Here is a 17,632-nt window from a genome sequence, read left to right on the forward strand (position 1 = left end):
AGGTTCCTACTTCTCGCTATCAACCAGACCACGCACAAAGGCGCGCTGCATAACTAAAACAATAACAACCGGCGGAACAAGCGTGAGCAGCATCGCTGCCATCACCTGGTTCCACTGCGTCACGCCATCACCGCTGGCAATCATGCTCTTGATGCCCGCCACGGCTGTGCCCAAATCGGCATCGGTGATTATCAGCAGCGGCCAGAGATACTGGTTCCAGCCATAGATAAAGGTGATCACGAACAGCGCCGCCAGGTTGGTTTTGGACAGCGGCAGCACGATGTCAAAGAAAAAGCGCATCGGCGAGGCGCCGTCGATGCGGGCCGCTTCCATCAGCTCGTCTGGCAGCGTCATGAAAAACTGGCGAAACAGGAACGTGGCCGTGGCCGACGCCATCAGCGGCAGCGTCAGGCCGGTGTAGCTGTCGAGCATTTTCAGGTTAGAGATAACCTCAACCGTCGGGAAAATACGCACTTCGACCGGCAGCATCAGGGTGATAAAAATCATCCAGAAGAACAGGTTACGCAGCGGGAAACGGAACCAGACGATGGCGAAAGCCGACAGCATCGACACGGCGATTTTGCCGATGGTGATCACCAGCGCCATCACCGTGCTGTTAAACAGCATCCGGCCGAACGGGGCGCTGTTGACCGCCACGCCGTTGGTCCAGATGTAGCTGATGTTTTCCCACAGGTGAGTACCGGGGATCAGCGTCATCGGCGTATCGAAGACGGCTTTGTTGTCCAGTGTCGCGGCAACAAATGCCACGTACAGCGGGAACAGAATGACGATGATGCCCAGAATCAGCATGGTGTGGCTGAAGATAGTCAGCCCGCGACGGTTCTCAATCATTGGTAGCGCACCTTACGTTCAACGAAGCGGAACTGAACCACCGTCAGGACAATCACCAGCAGCATCAGCACCACGGATTGCGCCGCCGAGGAAGAGAGATCCAGCCCGGTAAACCCTTCGCGATAAATCTTGTAGATAAGCGTGGTGGTTGCCTGCACCGGGCCACCGCCTGTTGCCGCGTCGATCACCGGGAAGGTGTCGAAGAAGGCATACACCAGGTTCACCACCAGCAGGAAGAAGCTCACCGGGGCAATCAGCGGCAGCGAGATAAAGAAGAAGCGGCGCACGGGGCCAGCTCCGTCAATGGCTGCGGCTTCCACCAGCGAACGCGGAATCGACTGCAAAGCGGCAAAGAAGAACAGGAAGTTGTAGCTAATCTGTTTCCACACGGACGCGAACACGACCAGGAACATGGCCTGCCCGCTGTTCTGCGCGTGGTTCCAGTTGTAGCCAAACTCTTCCAGCGTGTGGGTAATTAGCCCGCGCCCTGGGTTGAACAGGAAAATCCACAGCACCGCAGCAATGGCGGGTGCAACGGCATAGGGCAGCAGCATCAGCGTTTGATAAAAACGGCTGCCGCGTACCACATAATCCACCAGCGCGGCGAAGAACAGCGAAGCCAGAAGCCCGCAGCCCGCCACCAGCCCGCTGAAGATCATGGTGGTGTAGAAAGAGTCCAGATAGTAGCTATCGTGGAAAAGCTGCACGAAGTTATCCAGGCCAACGAAATGGCTGGACAGACCAAACGGGTCAAGGTTTTGCAGCGAGTACCAGAGGGCTTCGCCCGCCGGCCAGATAAAGAAAATGACGGTGATGATCAGCTGCGGCAGAACCAGCGCATAAGGTAGCCAACTTGAACGGAACACCGGGCGAGATGATGACATAGGGTTACTCGGTTAATGTTAGAACAGGCGGTGCTTTGCCCCTTAGCACAACGCCCTCCTGTGACAGAGAGCGCGGTACTTTGCCCCCTCCTTTTGGGAGGGGACGAGGGTAGAACTTAAGACTTGGTAGACTGCTCGAAGCGGCGCAGCAGCTGGTTACCACGCTCAACGGAAGCGTCCAGCGCCTGCTGTGGCGTTTTCTTACCGGTCCAGACGGATTCCAGCTCTTCGTCAACCACGGTACGAATCTGCGGCATGTTGCCCAGACGCAGGCCTTTGGTGAACGGCAACGGTGGCTTGTTCAGCATCTGGCGAGTTGCGGTGTCCGCGCCCGGATTCTTGTCGTAGAAGCCTTCTTTACGAGTCAGCTCGTAAGCGGCGGTGGTGATTGGCAGGTAGCCGGTTTTCTGGTGCCATTCAGCGGCGATTTCTGGTTTAGCCAGGAACTGCATAAACTCGGCCACGCCTTTGTAGGTTGGCTTGTCTTTGCCCTGCATTACCCACAGGCTTGCCCCACCGATGATGGCGTTCTGTGGCGCGCCTTTCACGTCTGCGTCGTAAGGCATCATGCCTACGCCGTAGTTGAATTTCGCGTACTGACGAATGTCAGCCAGAGAGCCAGAAGACGCGGTAGTGATCGCGCAGTCACCGTTGTAGAACTTCTCGGTGGACTCATCTTTACGGCCGAAATAGGTGAAGTCGCCCTTCTTGTTCATCTCTTCCAGCAGGGCAATGTGTTTCACCTGCTCAGGTTTGTTGAACTCCAGCACGGCATCAGTGCCGTCAAAGCCGTTGTTTTTGGTGGCGAACGGCAGGCCGTGCCAGGCGCTGAAGTTCTCCAACTGGATCCAGCCCTGCCAGCCGCTGGCGTAGCCACACTTCATGCCCGCTGCGCGCAGTTTGGCACTGTATGCCGCCACGTCCTGCCAGGTTTTAGGTGGCTGATCCGGGTTCAGACCGGCTTTCTTGAAAGCGTCTTTGTTGTAGTACAGCACTGGGGTGGAGCTGTTGAAAGGCTGGGACAGCAGGTGGCCCGTTTTAGAGTCGGTGTAGTACCCGGCCACGGTCGGGACAAACTGGGATTCGTCGAAGTTGATGCCAGCGTCTTTAAACACTTCGTAGACCGGTTTGATAGCCTTGGAAGCCATCATGGTCGCGGTGCCAACTTCATATACCTGCAGGATGGCCGGGGCGTTACCGGAACGGTATGCCGCGATACCCGCCGCCAGGCTTTGATCGTAGTTGCCTTTATAAACCGGCACAATTTTGTAATCAGGGTGCGTTTCATTGAAACGGTTTGCCAGAGAATCCACTTCTTTACCCAGTTCCCCGTCCATTGAATGCCAGAAAGGAATCGTGGTAACGGCCATCGCCTGGGAGGCAAATGCCAGACCAAGCGTCAGCGCTAAAGCTGTGTGTCGTAACGATGTCATTCGGTTATCTCTCTTGTTGTGCCGGATGCGCGAAATCACGCGTTTTATGCTCGCGAGGTAACATGACACGCTCGAATGACAGAAAAATAACGGCTGGATGACAGAATAGTTACAGCGGAGTGAATGAAATGTTTCTTTGTCGACGGGAGATATATTTTTCTTTCCCCGTGTATTCCCTGAATAATTCAAACTCAACCCATGCTGTTCCCTCTCCCACAGGGAGAGAGTGCAAACAAAAAAAACGGCAACCGAAGTTGCCGTTATGCTTTTTATTAGCCGCCTAAATAAGCGCTGCGCACCGCTTCGTTCGCCAGCAGCGCATCGCCGGTGTCTTCCAGCACGACGTGGCCGTTTTCCAGCACGTAGCCCCGGTCAGCCAGCTTCAGCGCCTGGTTGGCGTTCTGCTCCACGAGGAAGATGGTCATCCCTTCGCTGCGCAGCTGCTCAATGGTGTCGAAAATTTGCTGGATGATGATAGGCGCCAGACCCAGCGACGGTTCATCTAACAGTAACAGACGCGGCTGGCTCATGAGTGCGCGGCCTATCGCCAGCATCTGCTGCTCACCGCCGGACATGGTACCCGCCCGCTGAATGCGGCGTTCGTGCAGACGCGGGAACAGATCGTAGACGCGCTTAATACGCGACTGGAACTGGTCACGTTCGGCAAAAAAGCCGCCCATCGCCAGGTTCTCTTCCACCGTCATGCGGGAGAAAACACGGCGCCCTTCCGGCACAATCGCCACGGCCTCACGCATGATGCGCGCGGTGTGCCAGTCTGTAATATCTTTGCCATCAAACACGATGCGGCCGCTGGTCGCGCGCGGGTCGCCGCAAAGCGTGCCAAGCAGCGTCGTTTTACCAGCGCCGTTAGCGCCGATGAGCGTAACAATTTCGCCCTGTTTAATATGCAGACTGACGTCGTGCAGCGCCTGAATTTTGCCGTAGTGGGCGCTCACCTTGTCAAACGACAGCATTACATTTTCCATCTTAAGCCTCACCCAGATAGGCGCGAATGACATCAGGGTTGTTGCGGATTTGCTCCGGCGTGCCGTTGGCTAACGGCGTTCCCTGGTTCACCACGTAGATACGGTCAGAAATGCCCATGACCAGCTTCATGTCATGCTCAATCAGCAACACCGTGGTGTTGTGATGATTGCGCAGCTCCATGATCAGCTCATCCAGCTCATGGGTTTCTTTCGGGTTAAGGCCGGCGGCAGGTTCATCCAGCATCAGGATTTCCGGCTGGGTCACCATGCAGCGAGCGATTTCAAGGCGACGCTGATCGCCATAGGCCAGGTTGCTTGCCTGGCGGTTAGCGTGCTCCAGCAGCCCGATACGTTCGAGCCAGGTGGCCGCTCTGTCCAGCGCTTCGCTCTGAGCGCGACGGAAGCCTGGGGTTTTCAGCAAGCCCGAGAAAATACCGGTTTTCAGCTGTTGATGTTGCGCCACCAGCAGGTTCTCAATCACCGTCATTTCACGGAACAAGCGAACGTGCTGGAAGGTACGCACCACGCCCATGCGCGCAATCTGCTGGCCCGGTAAGCCTTCCAGGTGTTGGTCGCGCAGCAAAATGGTGCCGCCGGTCGGCTTGTAAAAGCCGGTCAGGCAGTTAAACACCGTGGTTTTACCGGCGCCGTTCGGGCCGATAAGCGAAACAATTTCCTGTGGATGCAGCTCGAGCGAGACATTGTTGACGGCCAGCAGGCCGCCGAAACGCATCATCAGACCGCTTACGGATAACAATGGCTGACTCATGCCTGCTCTCCTTTCACTTGCTCTTTCTTCAGCTTCAGATGCGGACGCGTCATCGGCAGCAAGCCTTGTGGACGCCAAATCATCATCAGCACCATCAGGCCACCGAGCACCAGCATGCTGTACTCGTTCAGGTCACGCATCAGCTCGCGGGAAACCACCAGCAGAACAGCGGCCAGAATCACCGCGAACTGCGAGCCCATCCCGCCGAGCACCACAATCGCCAGCACAAACGCCGACTCGGCGAAGGTGAAGGATTCCGGGCTGACAAAGCCCTGGCGTGCGGCGAACAACGTCCCGGCGAAGCCCGCAAAAGCGGCGCTGATGGTGAACGCAGTCAGCTTGATACGGGTTGGGTTCAGGCCCAGCGAACGGCAGGCGATCTCATCTTCGCGCAGCGCTTCCCAGGCGCGGCCAAGCGGCATACGCAGCAGGCGGTTAATCACGAACAGCGACAGCACCACCAGCAGCAACGCTACCAGGTACAGGAAAATAATCCTGTCGCTCGGGTCGTAGGCCACGTTAAAGAAATTACTGAAGGTATCCCAGCCGCCTTCGCGGGCGGTACGGCTAAACTCCAGGCCGAAGAAGGTCGGTTTTGGGATCTGGCTGATGCCGTTCGGGCCGCCGGTAATATCGGTGTTGTTCAGCAGCAGGATACGGACGATTTCCCCGAAGCCCAGCGTCACGATCGCCAGGTAGTCCCCACGCAGGCGCAGTACCGGGAAGCCGAGCAGGAAGCCTGCGGCAGCAGCCACCAGCCCCGCCAGCGGCAGACAGGTCCAGAAGCCCAGGCCGTAATAGTGGTTCAGCAACGCAAAAGTGTAAGCGCCGATAGCGTAGAAGCCGCCATAGCCCAGCACCAACAGGCCAGACAGCCCCACCACCACGTTCAGCCCCAGGCCGAGGATGATGTAAATCATGGTTAATGTAGCAATGTCCACGGTGCCGCGTGAAACAAGGAACGGCCACGCCACAGCGGCAACCAACAGCGCCACCAGGAACAGCTTCTGCTTAGCCGTGGAACCATCCAGCGCCGGCAGCACAAACTTCGGCCCGGACACTTTCTTCATGCCCTTCTGGAACAGCGGGCGCAGCAGTTGGAACACCAGCACCGCAGCGGTGCCGATGAAGACCCATTCCCAGCGCACGGAAGGTGCGCTGTTCACCACCAGTTTGGTGCCGTCCAGGCTAAGCTGAACGCCCATAAATACCGATGCTAAAACAAAAAACATGGCTGCGGAGAGCAGCGAAAAAACAATATGCATCGGTTTCATACTTTCTCAACCTCCGGACGACCCAGGATCCCGGTAGGCATCACCAGCAGCACCACTATCAGCAGCGCGAAGGAGACGACGTCTTTATATTCCGTGCTCAGGTAGGCTGAAGTCAGCGCTTCGGCCACGCCGAGGATCAGGCCGCCAATCATGGCGCCAGGAATACTGCCGATGCCGCCAAGTACCGCCGCGGTAAAGGCTTTCATCCCTGCCATAAAGCCGATGTACGGGTTGATTACGCCGTAGAACTGGCCCAACAGTACGCCAGCCACTGCCGCCATCGCGGCACCGATGACGAAGGTGAGCGAGATAACGCGGTCGGTATTAATCCCGAGCAGGCTGGCCATTTTCAGGTCTTCAGCACAGGCGCGGCAGGCGCGGCCCATGCGGGAATAACGGATGAACAGCGTCAGCGCCAGCATAGCCAGGAAGGTCACAACCCAGATAACCAGCTGCATGGTGGTGATGGTGGCAGTGAAGTTATCGCTCGCCCCCACAATCCACTGCCCGTTAAACAGGCTTGGCAGCGCGATGTCGCGCGAACCTTCCGTCAGGCTGACGTAGTTTTGCAGGAAGATAGACATCCCGATGGCGGAAATCAGCGCGATCAGGCGCTTGGAGTTACGCACCGGCTTGTAGGCGACGCGCTCAATGCTCCAGCCGTAGGCGCTGGCGATGATAATGGCGCCAATAAAACCTGCGCCCACCAGCATCCAGCCCACATCAATACCGAGCATCATTAACGCGGCGATGATCATGAAAGAGACGTAGCTGCCGATCATATACACTTCGCCGTGGGCGAAGTTGATCATGCCAATAATGCCGTACACCATCGTGTAACCGATGGCGATCAGCGCGTAGGTACTGCCCAGCGTGACGCCGTTAAACATCTGCTGCAGGAAGTAGAGAAACTGCTCGGACATAACTTAACCTTTTAAAAACCCCCGGCATAGGCCGGGGGTGGGATGACTGTGCAGCCTTCGCCTTACTTCGCCACGGAGGACGAACCATCGGCGTGCCACTGGAAGACACCGAATTCAAATCCTTTCAAATCGCCTTTATCATCCCAGTTCAGCGGCCCAATCACAGTGTTCGCACCGTGTGCTTTTAAATCTTTCACCAGCGCAGCAGGATCTTTGCTGCCGGTGCGGTCCATGGCGGTGGCCAGAGACTGAACTGCCGCGTAGGTGATCCACACATACGGGCCGCTCGGGTCTTTCTTCGCCGCTTTCAGCTCATCAACGATAGCTTTATTGGCCGGATCCTGGTCATAGCGCTTAGGCATGGTGACCAGCATCCCTTCGCCCGCAGGGCCAGCGATATTGGACAGAGAAGCGTTACCCACGCCTTCCGGCCCCATAAACTGAGTTTTCAGGCCAACGGCGCGTGCCTGGCGCAGGATCTGCCCCATTTCCGGGTAGTAGCCGCCGTAGTAAACGAAGTCGATATTTTCTTTCTGCAGACGCGTCACCAGGGTGGAGAAGTCTTTGTCTCCGGCGGTGATCCCGTCGAAGAACACGATGTTAGCGCCGCCTTTTTTCAGGCCATCCTGCACGGAGCGCGCCAGACCTTCGCCGTACTGCTGCTTATCGTGGATGATCGCGATGCGCTGCGGCTTAACGTGCTCCAGAATATATTTGGACGCCGTTGGACCCTGGGAAGAGTCGAGGCCCGCGGTACGCATGATCATGCCGTAGCCGCGCTGGGTCAGCTCAGGGTTGGTCGCGCCCGGAGTGATCATCAGGATGCCTTCATCTTCATAGATGTCAGAAGCCGGCTGGGTGGAAGAGGAGCACAGGTGGCCGATAACGTACTTCACGCCGTCGTTAACGATTTTGTTGGCAACCGCCACGGCCTGTTTTGGATCGCAGGCATCGTCATATTCAACGCCAACCAGCTTGTCGCCTTTGATCCCGCCTTTGGCGTTGATGTCTTTGATAGCCTGGCGAGCACCGTTAAATTCCATGTCGCCCCACTGCGCGACCGGGCCTGACATTGCCCCGACAACAGCCACTTTGATATCACCCGCGGTTGCCGCGTGAGACACGGCCAACGCCACCAGCCCGGCCAGTAATGTCTTCGCGTTCATCTTCATTCGTTCCATCCCCATAACTTGGTTAAAAAGCACTCAGTACCTTTTATAATCAATGACCATTTTTATCAGTGCCGTTAAGGAGTTAGCGGTAAATTTTACAATTTATCAGACTAAACTCTCTATTTTTCAGGCGATTAAGTAGAGATAATATTCTGTATTTCGCCATAGTTAAACAAAAAAAAGCACCAAAATCAGCATAAAATAGCGGTACAAAGAGCCGAACAATTCACTGGATTTTAGTGCTTTATCCTGGTCAGGATTCAATCTGCCGCGTTAAAGGCTGGCTTATCTTTTCGCTAAAAAGTAATCAACTGCTGAACGGCATAAAAAAGATAAAGCGTCTGAGGCAAATAAATTGGTTACACTCGGGGTTTTCCCGCTTTTTGGTTAGGTCACTTATGAAACTCACTATCATTCGTCTGTTTGAGTTTAGCGCTCAGGATAAAATTGACCTCGGCAAGATCTGGCCGGAATACTCCAGCGGTTCACTGACCCTTAGCGACAATGAAAGGATCTACGCCGCAAAATTTAACGAACGACTGCTCGGCGCGGTGCGCGTCACGCTCACAGGGGATGCCGGAGCGCTGGATTCTCTGCGCGTTCGTGAAATTACCCGCCGCCGGGGCGTGGGGCAGTATTTGCTGGAAGAGGTTATGCGGGATAACCCGGCGATTAAACGCTGGTGGCTGGCGGATGTTGGCGTTGAGGATCATGCCGTGATGACGGCGTTTATGCAGGCTTCCGGGTTCTGCGAGCAGAGCGGCGGTTGGGGGAGGTAAGCTGCCCTTACCCCGCCCCTCTCCCGGAGGGAGAGGGAGCAAACACTAAAACGGCAACCCTGGGTTGCCGTTTGCTTTTATTTTGCGTCGGTGGCTGTGCCGTTGGCATGCCAGGTGAACACGCCGAACTCAAAGCCTTTCAGGTCGCCTTTCTCATCCCACGACAGCGGCCCCATCACGGTATCCACGGTCGCCCCTTTCAGGTATTTAGAGATAGCCGCCGGATCTGCGCTCTGGTTCAGGCCAGCTGCCAGCGACTGCAGAGCTGCGTAGGTGGTCCAGACGAATGCGCCGCTTGGATCCTGTTTCTTCGCTTTGATCGCGTCCACAATCGGTTTGTTAGCCGGAACCTGATCGTAGTTCTTCGGCTTGGTCACCAGCAGGCCTTCTGCTGAATCCCCGGCAATGTTAGACAGGGAAACGTTCGCTACGCCTTCCGGCCCCATGAACTGCGTTTTCAGGCCAGCGGCGCGGGACTGGCGCAGGATCTGCCCCATTTCCGGGTGGTAACCGCCGTAGTAAACGAAGTCGATATTTTCTTTCTTCAGGCGAGCAACCAGCGTGGAGAAATCTTTCTCACCGGCGGTGATCCCGTCGAAGAACACCACATTAGCGCCACCTTTTTTCAGGCCGTCCTGCACGGAACGCGCCAGACCTTCGCCGTACTGCTGCTTATCGTGGATAACAGCAATGCGCTTAGGCTTCACGTGTTCCAGAATGTATTTCGCCGCGGTTGGGCCCTGGTCGGAGTCCAGACCGGTAGTACGCAGAGTCAGCTTATAGCCGCGCGCGGTCAGCTCCGGTGCCGTAGCTGCCGGGGTAATCATTAGAATGCCTTCGTCTTCGTAGATATCAGACGCTGGCTGAGTAGAAGAAGAGCACAGGTGACCGATCACGTACTTGATGCCGTCGTTCACCACTTTGTTCGCTACCGCGACCGCTTGTTTCGGGTCACAGGCATCGTCATATTTGGTGATAACCAGTTTGTCGCCTTTGATCCCGCCTTTGGCGTTAATATCCGCTACCGCCTGCTCGGCACCGGTAAATTCCTGATCGCCGTATTGCGCGACCGGCCCAGACATTGCCCCTACTACCGCGACCTTAATATCTTTTGCCATCGCCGCGTGGCTCATTGCCAGTGCAATGCATCCTGCCAGTAAGGCTTTACCCGTCATTTTCATCCTGAGAGTCCCCATTGTTATGGTTATTGAATTTGTTGTGTTGTTGTTTGCTAGCGCATTATTCTGTTTGTAGGTATAAGAAAAGCATATGATAGCTAACTTAAGGGCGACAGCCGGCGCTACGGCAGCACACTATGCTAAACATAGCGCCATTTGCGATAATTTGGAAAGACATATTTGAAGGTTAGATAACGGGAATGTGACAAAAAAATAACCGCGCCGGAAAGCCTCCGGGCGCGGGGGAGCAGGCCTCGGAATCACCAACCTGCCGGCAAATATCCCAGAGCGGAAGCAACCGCATAAACGGCACTGCAGAGGTAAAGCAACACGATGAAAATCTGAATCAGCGGGTGGGTCATAAATGCCGGGCAGGTCCAGCCGGGCGTGACATCGCCGCTGCGGCGGGCGCCTTTAATCATCAGGATCGGCATAATCGACAAAATCACGCCGCTGAACACGCCCGCAAAATAGAGCGCATTCACGAACGACACCAGCCCGCTGTAGGCCAGCACAAACGGCGGGACAGCCACCACCAGCAGTACCAGAAAACGCTTCAGAGAAGGCTCATCGCTGCCCAGGCGGAAGCGGTCAAAGATATTGGTCAGGAAACTCCCGCCCAGCCCCCAGTACGACGTCAGCATGGCGCACAGTGCAAACAGGTTCGCCGAGAAGAATGCCCACTCTCCCAGCGCTTTCCCCCAGGAAATCGTCGCCACCTCAGAGATATCGTCCAGCCCGTTAAGCATGATCACCGACATCGGCACCAGGGCCAGCAGCGCGAAGGTCACCACCATGCCAACGAGGATGGCTTTCGGGAGCTTTTCGGGCTTGTCGGCAAAACCACGCGCCATCTCCGGCACGATGTACTGCGCCGAGAAGCAGAACACCACCACGTTGAACACCGGCACCATATAAAGCCAGTTGCCTTCAAGCAGGTAGCCGACGCTGGTCGTCTCTTTCAGCAAAGTCGCAATCACCAGCACCGCGATCATCACCACCATGCCGACGCTAATAAACTTTTCCCCGCGCCCGATGGCTTTCAGGCCCATGTAGAGCACGCCCGCCGCCGGGACGAAAAACAGTACGCTACCCAGGGCCGGGGAGATACCAAACAAAGAGTGCAGCAGTTTGCCGCTGCCGGTCATATAGGCGGTCAACGCCCCGACGCTGTTTACGCAGACGGAAAGGAACATCATCAGCGCGCCAAAGCGCCCGACGTAGCGCAGCGACAGCCCGCTAAGCTGCAAATGCTGGCGGGTACGCAAAGTGGATTCAGCGACGTAAAGCATCGTCACGGTGGTCAGGCTGCCCACCAGCACCAGCCAGAACAGCAGCGGCCAGAATCCTGCTTTACTCGAGGCATAGGCGATAGAAAGCACGCCCGCACCAATGTTAGTGCCGACAATCATCGACACGCCTTCAACGAAACTCAGGGATTTACCGGGGACAGCAGTCCGCTCCCCGCGCGCAACGGCGGGAGAGAAGGTGGAGTTTTCAGACATAATATTTTCCGTATTACTCCGGCGGTAACGCCCGCCGGAAAACAGGGGATATCAGGGTGATAAACCACTTCACGCTGGGGAAAAAATGCTGCGGCCGTCTTGTGTATGGCGGGCTTCCCTGCCGCCGCAAACTACGGGGATTAGCCCTTAAGCACTCTGGACAGAATGGCCAGCGCTTTGGTGAACTGAGCATCAGGAATGGTCAGCGGATAAAGGAAGCGGATAACGTTGCCGTAGACGCCGCAGCTCAGCAGCAGCAGCCCTTGTGCCTGAGCTTTCAGCTGAACTTCGCGGGTAAATTCTGGCGAAGGTTTCCCTGTCTGCGGATCGTTAAACTCCACTGCGACCATCGAGCCCTGCCCGCGCACGTCGACAATTGCCGGGCAGCTTTGGCGCGCCTGACTCAGCACTTCTTTCAGGTGTTCACCAAGCTGGGTGGCACGCTTGCACAGCTGCTCTTCCTTGATCACATCCAGCACTGCATGCGCCGCCGCAACCGCCAGCGGGTTGCCCGCATAAGTGCCACCCAGGCCGCCAGGCGCAGGGGCATCCATCACTTCGGCACGGCCCACAACGCCGGACAGCGGGAAGCCACCGGCCAGGCTTTTCGCCATCGTCATCAGATCGGCTTTGACGTCGTAATAGTCCATCGCAAACAGCTTGCCGGTACGCGCGAAGCCGGTCTGCACTTCATCGGCAATCAGCAGAATGCCGTGGGTGTCGCACAGCTGGCGCAGCGCCTGCATAAATTCAGGAGGTGCCACGTTAAAGCCGCCTTCTCCCTGAACTGGCTCGAGTATGATGGCCGCCACCTGGTCCGCGGCGATATCGGCCTTAAAAATGCGATCCAGGCTTTTCAGCGCATCGTCAGTCGTCACGCCGTGAGCGGCGTTCGGGTAAACCGCGTGGTAGACGGAGCCAGGGAACGGGCCAAAACCGATTTTGTACGGTGCCACTTTGCCGGTCAGCGCCATGGTCATAAAGGTACGGCCATGGAAGCCGCCGCCGAAGGTGATCAGGCCGGGGCGTTTGGTATAAGCGCGGGCGATTTTCACCGCATTCTCAACCGCTTCTGCACCGGTGGTGAAGAACGCGGTTTTCGCCGGGCCGTCAATCGGCGCCAGTTCGTTAATACGCTCGGCCAGCGAAACGTAGCTTTCATAAGGGACAATCTGGTAAGCCGTGTGGGTAAAGGCCTGCAATTGTTTTTCTACAGCGGCAATCACTTTCGGGTGACGATGGCCGGTGTTCAGCACGGCGATCCCGGCGGCAAAATCGATAACCTCGTTGCCTTCCACATCCCACAGAGTGGCGTTCTCTGCCTTCTCTGCAAAGTAGCTACACATCACGCCCACACCGCGCGGCGTGGCCTGTAAACGACGCTGATTCAGCTCTGCACTTTTCACCTTGGTCTCTCCTGTTAAGTCAGTCACTTTATCGCAACAAATCAGAAACAATGTCGTTTATTTACACAGGTATTGGCCCTATAATCGAGTGCCAATTCAGTTTATCTGAGGGATCCAATTGCGAGACTTAGTGGGTGATTTGATTCTTGTCAGGCTACAGGCAGAGACCGATATCCTGCTGCATAAACGTCTTTATAACGCGCTGCGCCGTTCCATTCTGGATGGCTCATTGCCGCCCCACAGCCGCCTGCCCGCCTCCCGCGACTTAGCCAGCGAACTCAGCATTTCCCGTAACACTGTGTTAACAGTTTATGAGCAGCTTATGACCGAGGGGTACGTTTCATCCCGCCAGGGCAGCGGCACTTTTGTTGAAAAAACGCTGCCGGATCGCTTCACCTCCACGGGAAGCCCGGCCGAAGGTGGCACAGCTCCGGCTCCTGAGGTATCTATTTCCCGCCGCGGACAGCATCTTCTTTCTCAGGTGAGCGCCAGCCCGCGCCAGTGGGGAGCTTTTATTCCCGGTGTACCAGACGTCAACGCCTTCCCTCATCCGCTATTCAGCAAGATCCAGGCGCGCATCAGCCGCCGTCCTAAACCGGAGCGCCTGAGCTATAGCTGCAACGGCGGCACACCTGAACTGCAGCATGCGCTGGTCGATTACCTGCGTGTTTCCCGAGGAGTAAACTGCCAGGTCGACCAAATCCTGATCACCGAAGGGATCCACCAGGCTATCGATCTGGTCACCCGGATGCTGTGCGACAGAGACGACCTGGCGTGGATCGAAGAACCTTCTTACTGGGGCATTCGCCACGTACTGACGATGAATGATGTGCGGGTCACGCCGCTCACCGTCGATGAGAACGGCCTTTGCCCGCCGGAGAAAGTGACCGAAGCACCGCGCTTAATCTTCGTCACGCCATCTCATCAGTACCCGCTGGGGGCGGTGATGAGCCTGGAGCGCCGCCAGCGCCTGTTGGCACTCGCCCGCCAGCACGGCAGCTGGATTATTGAAGATGACTACGACAGCGAATTTCGCTTTTCTGGCCAGCCTATTCCGGCGCTGCAGGGGCTGGTTACCGACGCGCCGGTGGTTTACATCGGCACCTTCAGTAAAACGCTTTATCCGGGCTTAAGGCTCGGCTACGTCGTGCTGCCTCGCCCGCTGGTCAATGACCTGAAAACCGCCCATGCGGAACTGTATCGCGGCGGGCATTCGCTTATTCAGCAGGCGCTGGCAGAGTTTATTACCGCCGGGCATTATTCGGCCCATATTCGCCGGATGCGCCTGCTCTACGGCCGCCGTCGCGCCTTCCTGACCGACCTGATCTCCCGCCACTGCGGGCCACAGGCGCTGTCAGATTTTAGCGATAACGCCGGGCTGCATTTGATTTTGAATCTGCCTGATGAAGCCGATGATGTGGCGATTGCTGAGCGCGCGAACGCCCGCAATATTCTTGTGCGGCCCTTATCGCGTTACTACCTGACCGAACGGCGCAAGAAGGGATTACTGATGGGGTTCGCCAGCCTGCCGGAGAGCGAAATGGAAGCGGCGTTTACCGTGCTGCTGGCATGTATGCCGGAGCATAAAAAGCAAAACGCCCCAACATAAAGTGGGGCGCTCTTAGTGCGACGTGTGTATCGGCGTTAAGCTTCGATAGCGGCGCGCAATTTTTTCATCGCGTTCTTTTCAAGCTGACGAACGCGCTCGGCGGAAACGCCATAGCGGTCTGCAAGTTCCTGCAGCGTGCTTTTGTTGTCTTCATCTAACCAGCGCGCGCGAATGATCTGCTGACTGCGTTCATCCAGGCCCTGCATCGCATCGCTCAGTTTGTCTGCGGCGTGAGATTCCCAGTTGTCGTCTTCAATGCCGTCGGCAAAGTTGGAAGACTTATCCTGCAGGAAGAGCACCGGCGCCATCGGCTGACCGTCAGCGTCGTCGTCATTCGACATGTCGAAAGTCATATCCTGCGCCGCCATGCGTGACTCCATCTCAAGCACGTCTTTGCTGGACACGCCAAGCTCGTTGGCCACCATTTCGACTTCGTCCTGATTAAACCAGCCCAAGCGCTGCTTGGTTTTACGCAGGTTAAAGAACAGCTTACGCTGTGCTTTGGTGGTCGCGACTTTCACAATACGCCAGTTACGCAGCACGTATTCATGAATTTCAGCCTTGATCCAGTGCACCGCAAAGGAGACCAGGCGAACACCCACTTCTGGGTTAAAACGGCGTACTGCTTTCATCAGGCCGATGTTGCCTTCCTGGATAAGGTCTGCCTGCGGCAGGCCGTAGCCGGAATAGTTACGCGCAACATGAACAACAAAGCGCAGGTGAGACAGGATCAGCTTTTTCGCTGCTTCCAGATCGCCCTGGTAATGCAGCTTTTCAGCCAGCTCCTTCTCTTCCTCAGCCGTTAACATCGGCCAGGCGTTTGCAGCCCGGATATACGACTCCAGGTTACCAACAGGGGCTAAAGCTAAATTTTGCATTTCTTTGGTCATTCAAACCCTCTCTTAGAGACTAAGTACGGCTTGCCATTCAAGTGGCTGAGGCGCACCGACGACACGTCAGGCCCAGACCGTACCCTTCACTGTACTCTCAGACAGTGATGTTATCCACAAGTTCAATGTAAAGCTGTGAATAGATTACACACAAAGTGTGACGGTTATTGCAGCATCGCAGGGGTCACTACGGTGTAAAACGCACTCCCTGCGGACGACGTTATCGTAGCAGGGAATGAGTATATCAAAAACTTTTTACTCCGGCGTAAAACGGCGTAAATGTTGAACAGTGGCAAGCCAGGCTGCCAGCCAGCCGATCATCGACGAGACCAGCAACAGCAGCAGGCATTCGTCAAAGCCCAACCCGCTGATATCGAACTTAGTCCCGAACACCTGCGCCACTTCCGTCACCGCCGAAGAGAGGCGCATCACCAGAATCTCAGACAGGATCAGCGACAGAAACGCACCGCTAAAGCCCAGCAGCGCACCGCCATACAGGAATGGACGCAAAATAAAGCCGTCGGTTGCCCCGATAAGCTTCTGCACGTTGATGGTATCGCGGCGGGCAAAGATGCTCAAACGCACCGAGTTACCGATGACGAGGAACACCGCTGCAACCATCAGGATGCCGATCATCGCCGCCACTCGCCCGACCAGCCCTGTCAGCGCCGCCAGACGGGCAAACCAGCTGTCATCCATGCGCACTTCATCGACGCCATGAATCTTCGCCACGCGATCACGCAGCGTATTCAGGTGATCCGTGCTCTGGAAATCCAGTTTAGGGTTCACCACGGCCACGGCGGGCAGCGGGTTCTCTTCCAGCATATCCAGCGCGCCGCCAAAGCCCGACCAGTTACGGAACTCGCCCAGCGCTTCTTCGCGGGAGAGGTAGTTAACTTTATCCACGCCCTCCTCCGCCTGAATCGCGCCCACCACCTGCTGCGCGGCGTTATCGTCCAGCGCCTTATCGAGGTAAACGGTGATTTGCGGGGACGGATAATATTGGGTCGCCGCCTGGTTTACGTTCTTGTAAACCATATAGCAAACGCTCGGCAGCGTCAGGGAGATGGCAATCACCATGACCGTCAGGAAGGTCGCCAGCGGCTTGCTCTTCAGATCCTGAAGCGCCCCTTCCCAGGCGTAGCGGAACTGCTCATTCACGCCGCCTTTCAGGGATTTACTTTTAGACTGCGGCCCTTTGCCACGTTTTTTCACCGAACGGCCAAGGTCGCCTAACTTATTCAGTTGGTTGATTTTATCCAGCTTGTTGCTGAAGCGCTTGATATGGTTGAGCGCACTGTGTTTATTCACCTGCCAGGCCTCCATGCAAATGGCCGTCGCTGAGGGTCAACATACGGTAATTGCGACGTGAGATAAGCCCTATATCGTGAGTGGCCATCAGCACCGTTACGCCCACGCGGTTAAACTCTTCGAACAGGCGCAGAATACCTTCCGACAGCGCATCATCAAGGTTCCCGGTCGGTTCATCCGCCAGCAGCACAGCCGGCTTGTTTACCACGGCGCGAGCGATGCCCACGCGCTGCTGTTCACCGCCGGAAAGCTGGATAGGAAAGTTCTTCGCTTTGTCCAGCAGGCCGACCTTATCTAATGCCGCAGACACGCGGCGGCGAATATCTTCGCCGCTGGCGCCCGCGATGATCAGCGGGATGGCCACGTTGTCGTACACGGTTCTGTCCATCAGCAGGTGGTGATCCTGGAAGATCATCCCAATCTGACGACGCAGGAACGGCACTTCACGGCTCTTCAGGCGGCTAATGTCATGGCCGCTGAAAAAAATCTTCCCATCGCTGGGCCGTTCGATACCGCAGATAAGCTTGAGCAGAGTACTCTTCCCTGCGCCAGAATGGCCGGTCAGAAAGGCCATCTCGCCCGGTTGCATATGGAAGGTCACTCCCTGCAACGCTTGTCTCCCACCGAGATAGGCTTTACTGACGTGTTCAAAGCGAATCAT

General features: G+C 56.4%; 16 protein-coding genes. 2 read left to right on the forward strand and 14 right to left on the reverse strand.

Annotation, left to right across the window (positions count from 1 at the left end; genetic code table 11):
• Nucleotides 1–6: 6 nt before the first annotated feature.
• The 8 genes from ugpE to livK form a co-directional block, all read right to left on the reverse strand.
• Nucleotides 7–852 carry a sn-glycerol-3-phosphate ABC transporter permease UgpE gene (gene ugpE, locus WFK85_RS08790; RefSeq protein WP_008457932.1) on the reverse strand — a complete coding sequence of 282 codons (846 nt, stop codon included), beginning with the start codon at nucleotides 850–852 and terminating at the stop codon, nucleotides 7–9.
• Nucleotides 849–1,736: a sn-glycerol-3-phosphate ABC transporter permease UgpA gene (gene ugpA, locus WFK85_RS08795; protein ID WP_008457934.1), complete on the reverse strand. Its 888-nt coding sequence runs from the start codon at nucleotides 1,734–1,736 to the stop codon at nucleotides 849–851. The genes ugpE and ugpA overlap by 4 nt, the downstream gene beginning before the upstream one ends.
• Before the next feature lie 116 nt (nucleotides 1,737–1,852).
• A complete protein-coding gene (gene ugpB / locus WFK85_RS08800; RefSeq protein WP_008457936.1) occupies nucleotides 1,853–3,169 on the reverse strand; it encodes a sn-glycerol-3-phosphate ABC transporter substrate-binding protein UgpB in 1,317 nt (438 codons plus the stop codon).
• Nucleotides 3,170–3,441: 272 nt separating this feature from the next.
• A complete protein-coding gene (gene livF, locus WFK85_RS08805) occupies nucleotides 3,442–4,155 on the reverse strand; it encodes a high-affinity branched-chain amino acid ABC transporter ATP-binding protein LivF (protein ID WP_085938903.1) in 714 nt (237 codons plus the stop codon).
• Between the two features lies 1 nt (nucleotide 4,156).
• On the reverse strand, nucleotides 4,157–4,924 hold the full coding sequence (gene livG, locus WFK85_RS08810) for a high-affinity branched-chain amino acid ABC transporter ATP-binding protein LivG (RefSeq protein WP_008457941.1): 768 nt from the start codon (nucleotides 4,922–4,924) through the stop codon (nucleotides 4,157–4,159).
• Nucleotides 4,921–6,198, reverse strand: coding sequence for a high-affinity branched-chain amino acid ABC transporter permease LivM (locus tag WFK85_RS08815; protein WP_008457943.1), 1,278 nt, complete (start codon nucleotides 6,196–6,198; stop codon nucleotides 4,921–4,923). Before WFK85_RS08815 ends, livG begins: the two co-directional genes overlap by 4 nt.
• Nucleotides 6,195–7,121: a high-affinity branched-chain amino acid ABC transporter permease LivH gene (gene livH, locus WFK85_RS08820; RefSeq protein WP_008457946.1), complete on the reverse strand. Its 927-nt coding sequence runs from the start codon at nucleotides 7,119–7,121 to the stop codon at nucleotides 6,195–6,197. Before livH ends, WFK85_RS08815 begins: the two co-directional genes overlap by 4 nt.
• Nucleotides 7,122–7,183: 62 nt before the next feature.
• Nucleotides 7,184–8,293 (reverse strand): high-affinity branched-chain amino acid ABC transporter substrate-binding protein LivK, encoded by a 1,110-nt coding sequence (gene livK, locus WFK85_RS08825; RefSeq protein ID WP_336706502.1) that lies wholly within the window; start codon nucleotides 8,291–8,293, stop codon nucleotides 7,184–7,186.
• A gap of 398 nt (nucleotides 8,294–8,691) precedes the next feature.
• On the opposite strand from livK, the gene panM reads away from it, so the two are divergent.
• Nucleotides 8,692–9,072, forward strand: a complete 381-nt coding sequence (gene panM, locus WFK85_RS08830; RefSeq protein WP_336706504.1) for an aspartate 1-decarboxylase autocleavage activator PanM — start codon at nucleotides 8,692–8,694, stop codon at nucleotides 9,070–9,072.
• Nucleotides 9,073–9,149: 77 nt separating this feature from the next.
• Here panM and WFK85_RS08835 read toward each other — a convergent pair whose 3' ends face one another.
• The 3 genes from WFK85_RS08835 to WFK85_RS08845 all read right to left on the reverse strand — a co-directional run bounded on the left by WFK85_RS08835 (nucleotide 9,150) and on the right by WFK85_RS08845 (nucleotide 13,161).
• Complete coding sequence (locus WFK85_RS08835; RefSeq protein WP_166878525.1) at nucleotides 9,150–10,253, reverse strand: branched-chain amino acid ABC transporter substrate-binding protein; 1,104 nt, start codon at nucleotides 10,251–10,253, stop codon at nucleotides 9,150–9,152.
• Nucleotides 10,254–10,510: 257 nt separating this feature from the next.
• Nucleotides 10,511–11,755, reverse strand: a complete 1,245-nt coding sequence (locus tag WFK85_RS08840; RefSeq protein ID WP_336706508.1) for an amino acid permease — start codon at nucleotides 11,753–11,755, stop codon at nucleotides 10,511–10,513.
• A 140-nt stretch (nucleotides 11,756–11,895) separates the two neighbouring features.
• Nucleotides 11,896–13,161, reverse strand: coding sequence for a 4-aminobutyrate--2-oxoglutarate transaminase (locus WFK85_RS08845; RefSeq protein WP_336706510.1), 1,266 nt, complete (start codon nucleotides 13,159–13,161; stop codon nucleotides 11,896–11,898).
• Nucleotides 13,162–13,279: 118 nt separating this feature from the next.
• Here WFK85_RS08845 and pdxR point away from each other — a divergent pair, with 118 nt between their 5' ends.
• Entirely contained in the window at nucleotides 13,280–14,770 is a 1,491-nt protein-coding gene (gene pdxR / locus WFK85_RS08850; RefSeq protein ID WP_336706512.1) for a MocR-like pyridoxine biosynthesis transcription factor PdxR, read from the forward strand.
• Between the two features lie 35 nt (nucleotides 14,771–14,805).
• On the opposite strand, the gene rpoH is transcribed toward pdxR, so the two are convergent.
• The 3 genes from rpoH to ftsE form a co-directional block, all read right to left on the reverse strand.
• Nucleotides 14,806–15,660 carry an RNA polymerase sigma factor RpoH gene (gene rpoH, locus WFK85_RS08855; RefSeq protein WP_008458573.1) on the reverse strand — a complete coding sequence of 285 codons (855 nt, stop codon included), beginning with the start codon at nucleotides 15,658–15,660 and terminating at the stop codon, nucleotides 14,806–14,808.
• 255 nt (nucleotides 15,661–15,915) lie between these two features.
• A complete protein-coding gene (gene ftsX / locus WFK85_RS08860) occupies nucleotides 15,916–16,971 on the reverse strand; it encodes a permease-like cell division protein FtsX (RefSeq protein ID WP_008458575.1) in 1,056 nt (351 codons plus the stop codon).
• Nucleotides 16,964–17,632, reverse strand: coding sequence for a cell division ATP-binding protein FtsE (gene ftsE / locus WFK85_RS08865; protein WP_008458576.1), 669 nt, complete (start codon nucleotides 17,630–17,632; stop codon nucleotides 16,964–16,966). Before ftsE ends, ftsX begins: the two co-directional genes overlap by 8 nt.

Source organism: Cedecea sp. VD22, from assembly GCF_037150195.1.
Taxonomy (GTDB): Bacteria; Pseudomonadota; Gammaproteobacteria; order Enterobacterales; family Enterobacteriaceae; genus Cedecea.

Coding starts and splice junctions, on each gene's coding strand:
- WFK85_RS08840 (WP_336706508.1), bottom strand. CDS start 11,755: ATGTCTGAAAACTCCACCTTCTCTCCCGCCGTTGCGCGCGGGGAGCGG.
- livK (WP_336706502.1), bottom strand. CDS start 8,293: ATGAAGATGAACGCGAAGACATTACTGGCCGGGCTGGTGGCGTTGGCC.
- ugpA (WP_008457934.1), bottom strand. CDS start 1,736: ATGTCATCATCTCGCCCGGTGTTCCGTTCAAGTTGGCTACCTTATGCG.
- livF (WP_085938903.1), bottom strand. CDS start 4,155: ATGGAAAATGTAATGCTGTCGTTTGACAAGGTGAGCGCCCACTACGGC.
- livH (WP_008457946.1), bottom strand. CDS start 7,121: ATGTCCGAGCAGTTTCTCTACTTCCTGCAGCAGATGTTTAACGGCGTC.
- WFK85_RS08815 (WP_008457943.1), bottom strand. CDS start 6,198: ATGAAACCGATGCATATTGTTTTTTCGCTGCTCTCCGCAGCCATGTTT.
- ftsE (WP_008458576.1), bottom strand. CDS start 17,632: ATGATTCGCTTTGAACACGTCAGTAAAGCCTATCTCGGTGGGAGACAA.
- WFK85_RS08835 (WP_166878525.1), bottom strand. CDS start 10,253: ATGAAAATGACGGGTAAAGCCTTACTGGCAGGATGCATTGCACTGGCA.
- ugpE (WP_008457932.1), bottom strand. CDS start 852: ATGATTGAGAACCGTCGCGGGCTGACTATCTTCAGCCACACCATGCTG.
- livG (WP_008457941.1), bottom strand. CDS start 4,924: ATGAGTCAGCCATTGTTATCCGTAAGCGGTCTGATGATGCGTTTCGGC.
- rpoH (WP_008458573.1), bottom strand. CDS start 15,660: ATGACCAAAGAAATGCAAAATTTAGCTTTAGCCCCTGTTGGTAACCTG.
- panM (WP_336706504.1), top strand. CDS start 8,692: ATGAAACTCACTATCATTCGTCTGTTTGAGTTTAGCGCTCAGGATAAA.
- ugpB (WP_008457936.1), bottom strand. CDS start 3,169: ATGACATCGTTACGACACACAGCTTTAGCGCTGACGCTTGGTCTGGCA.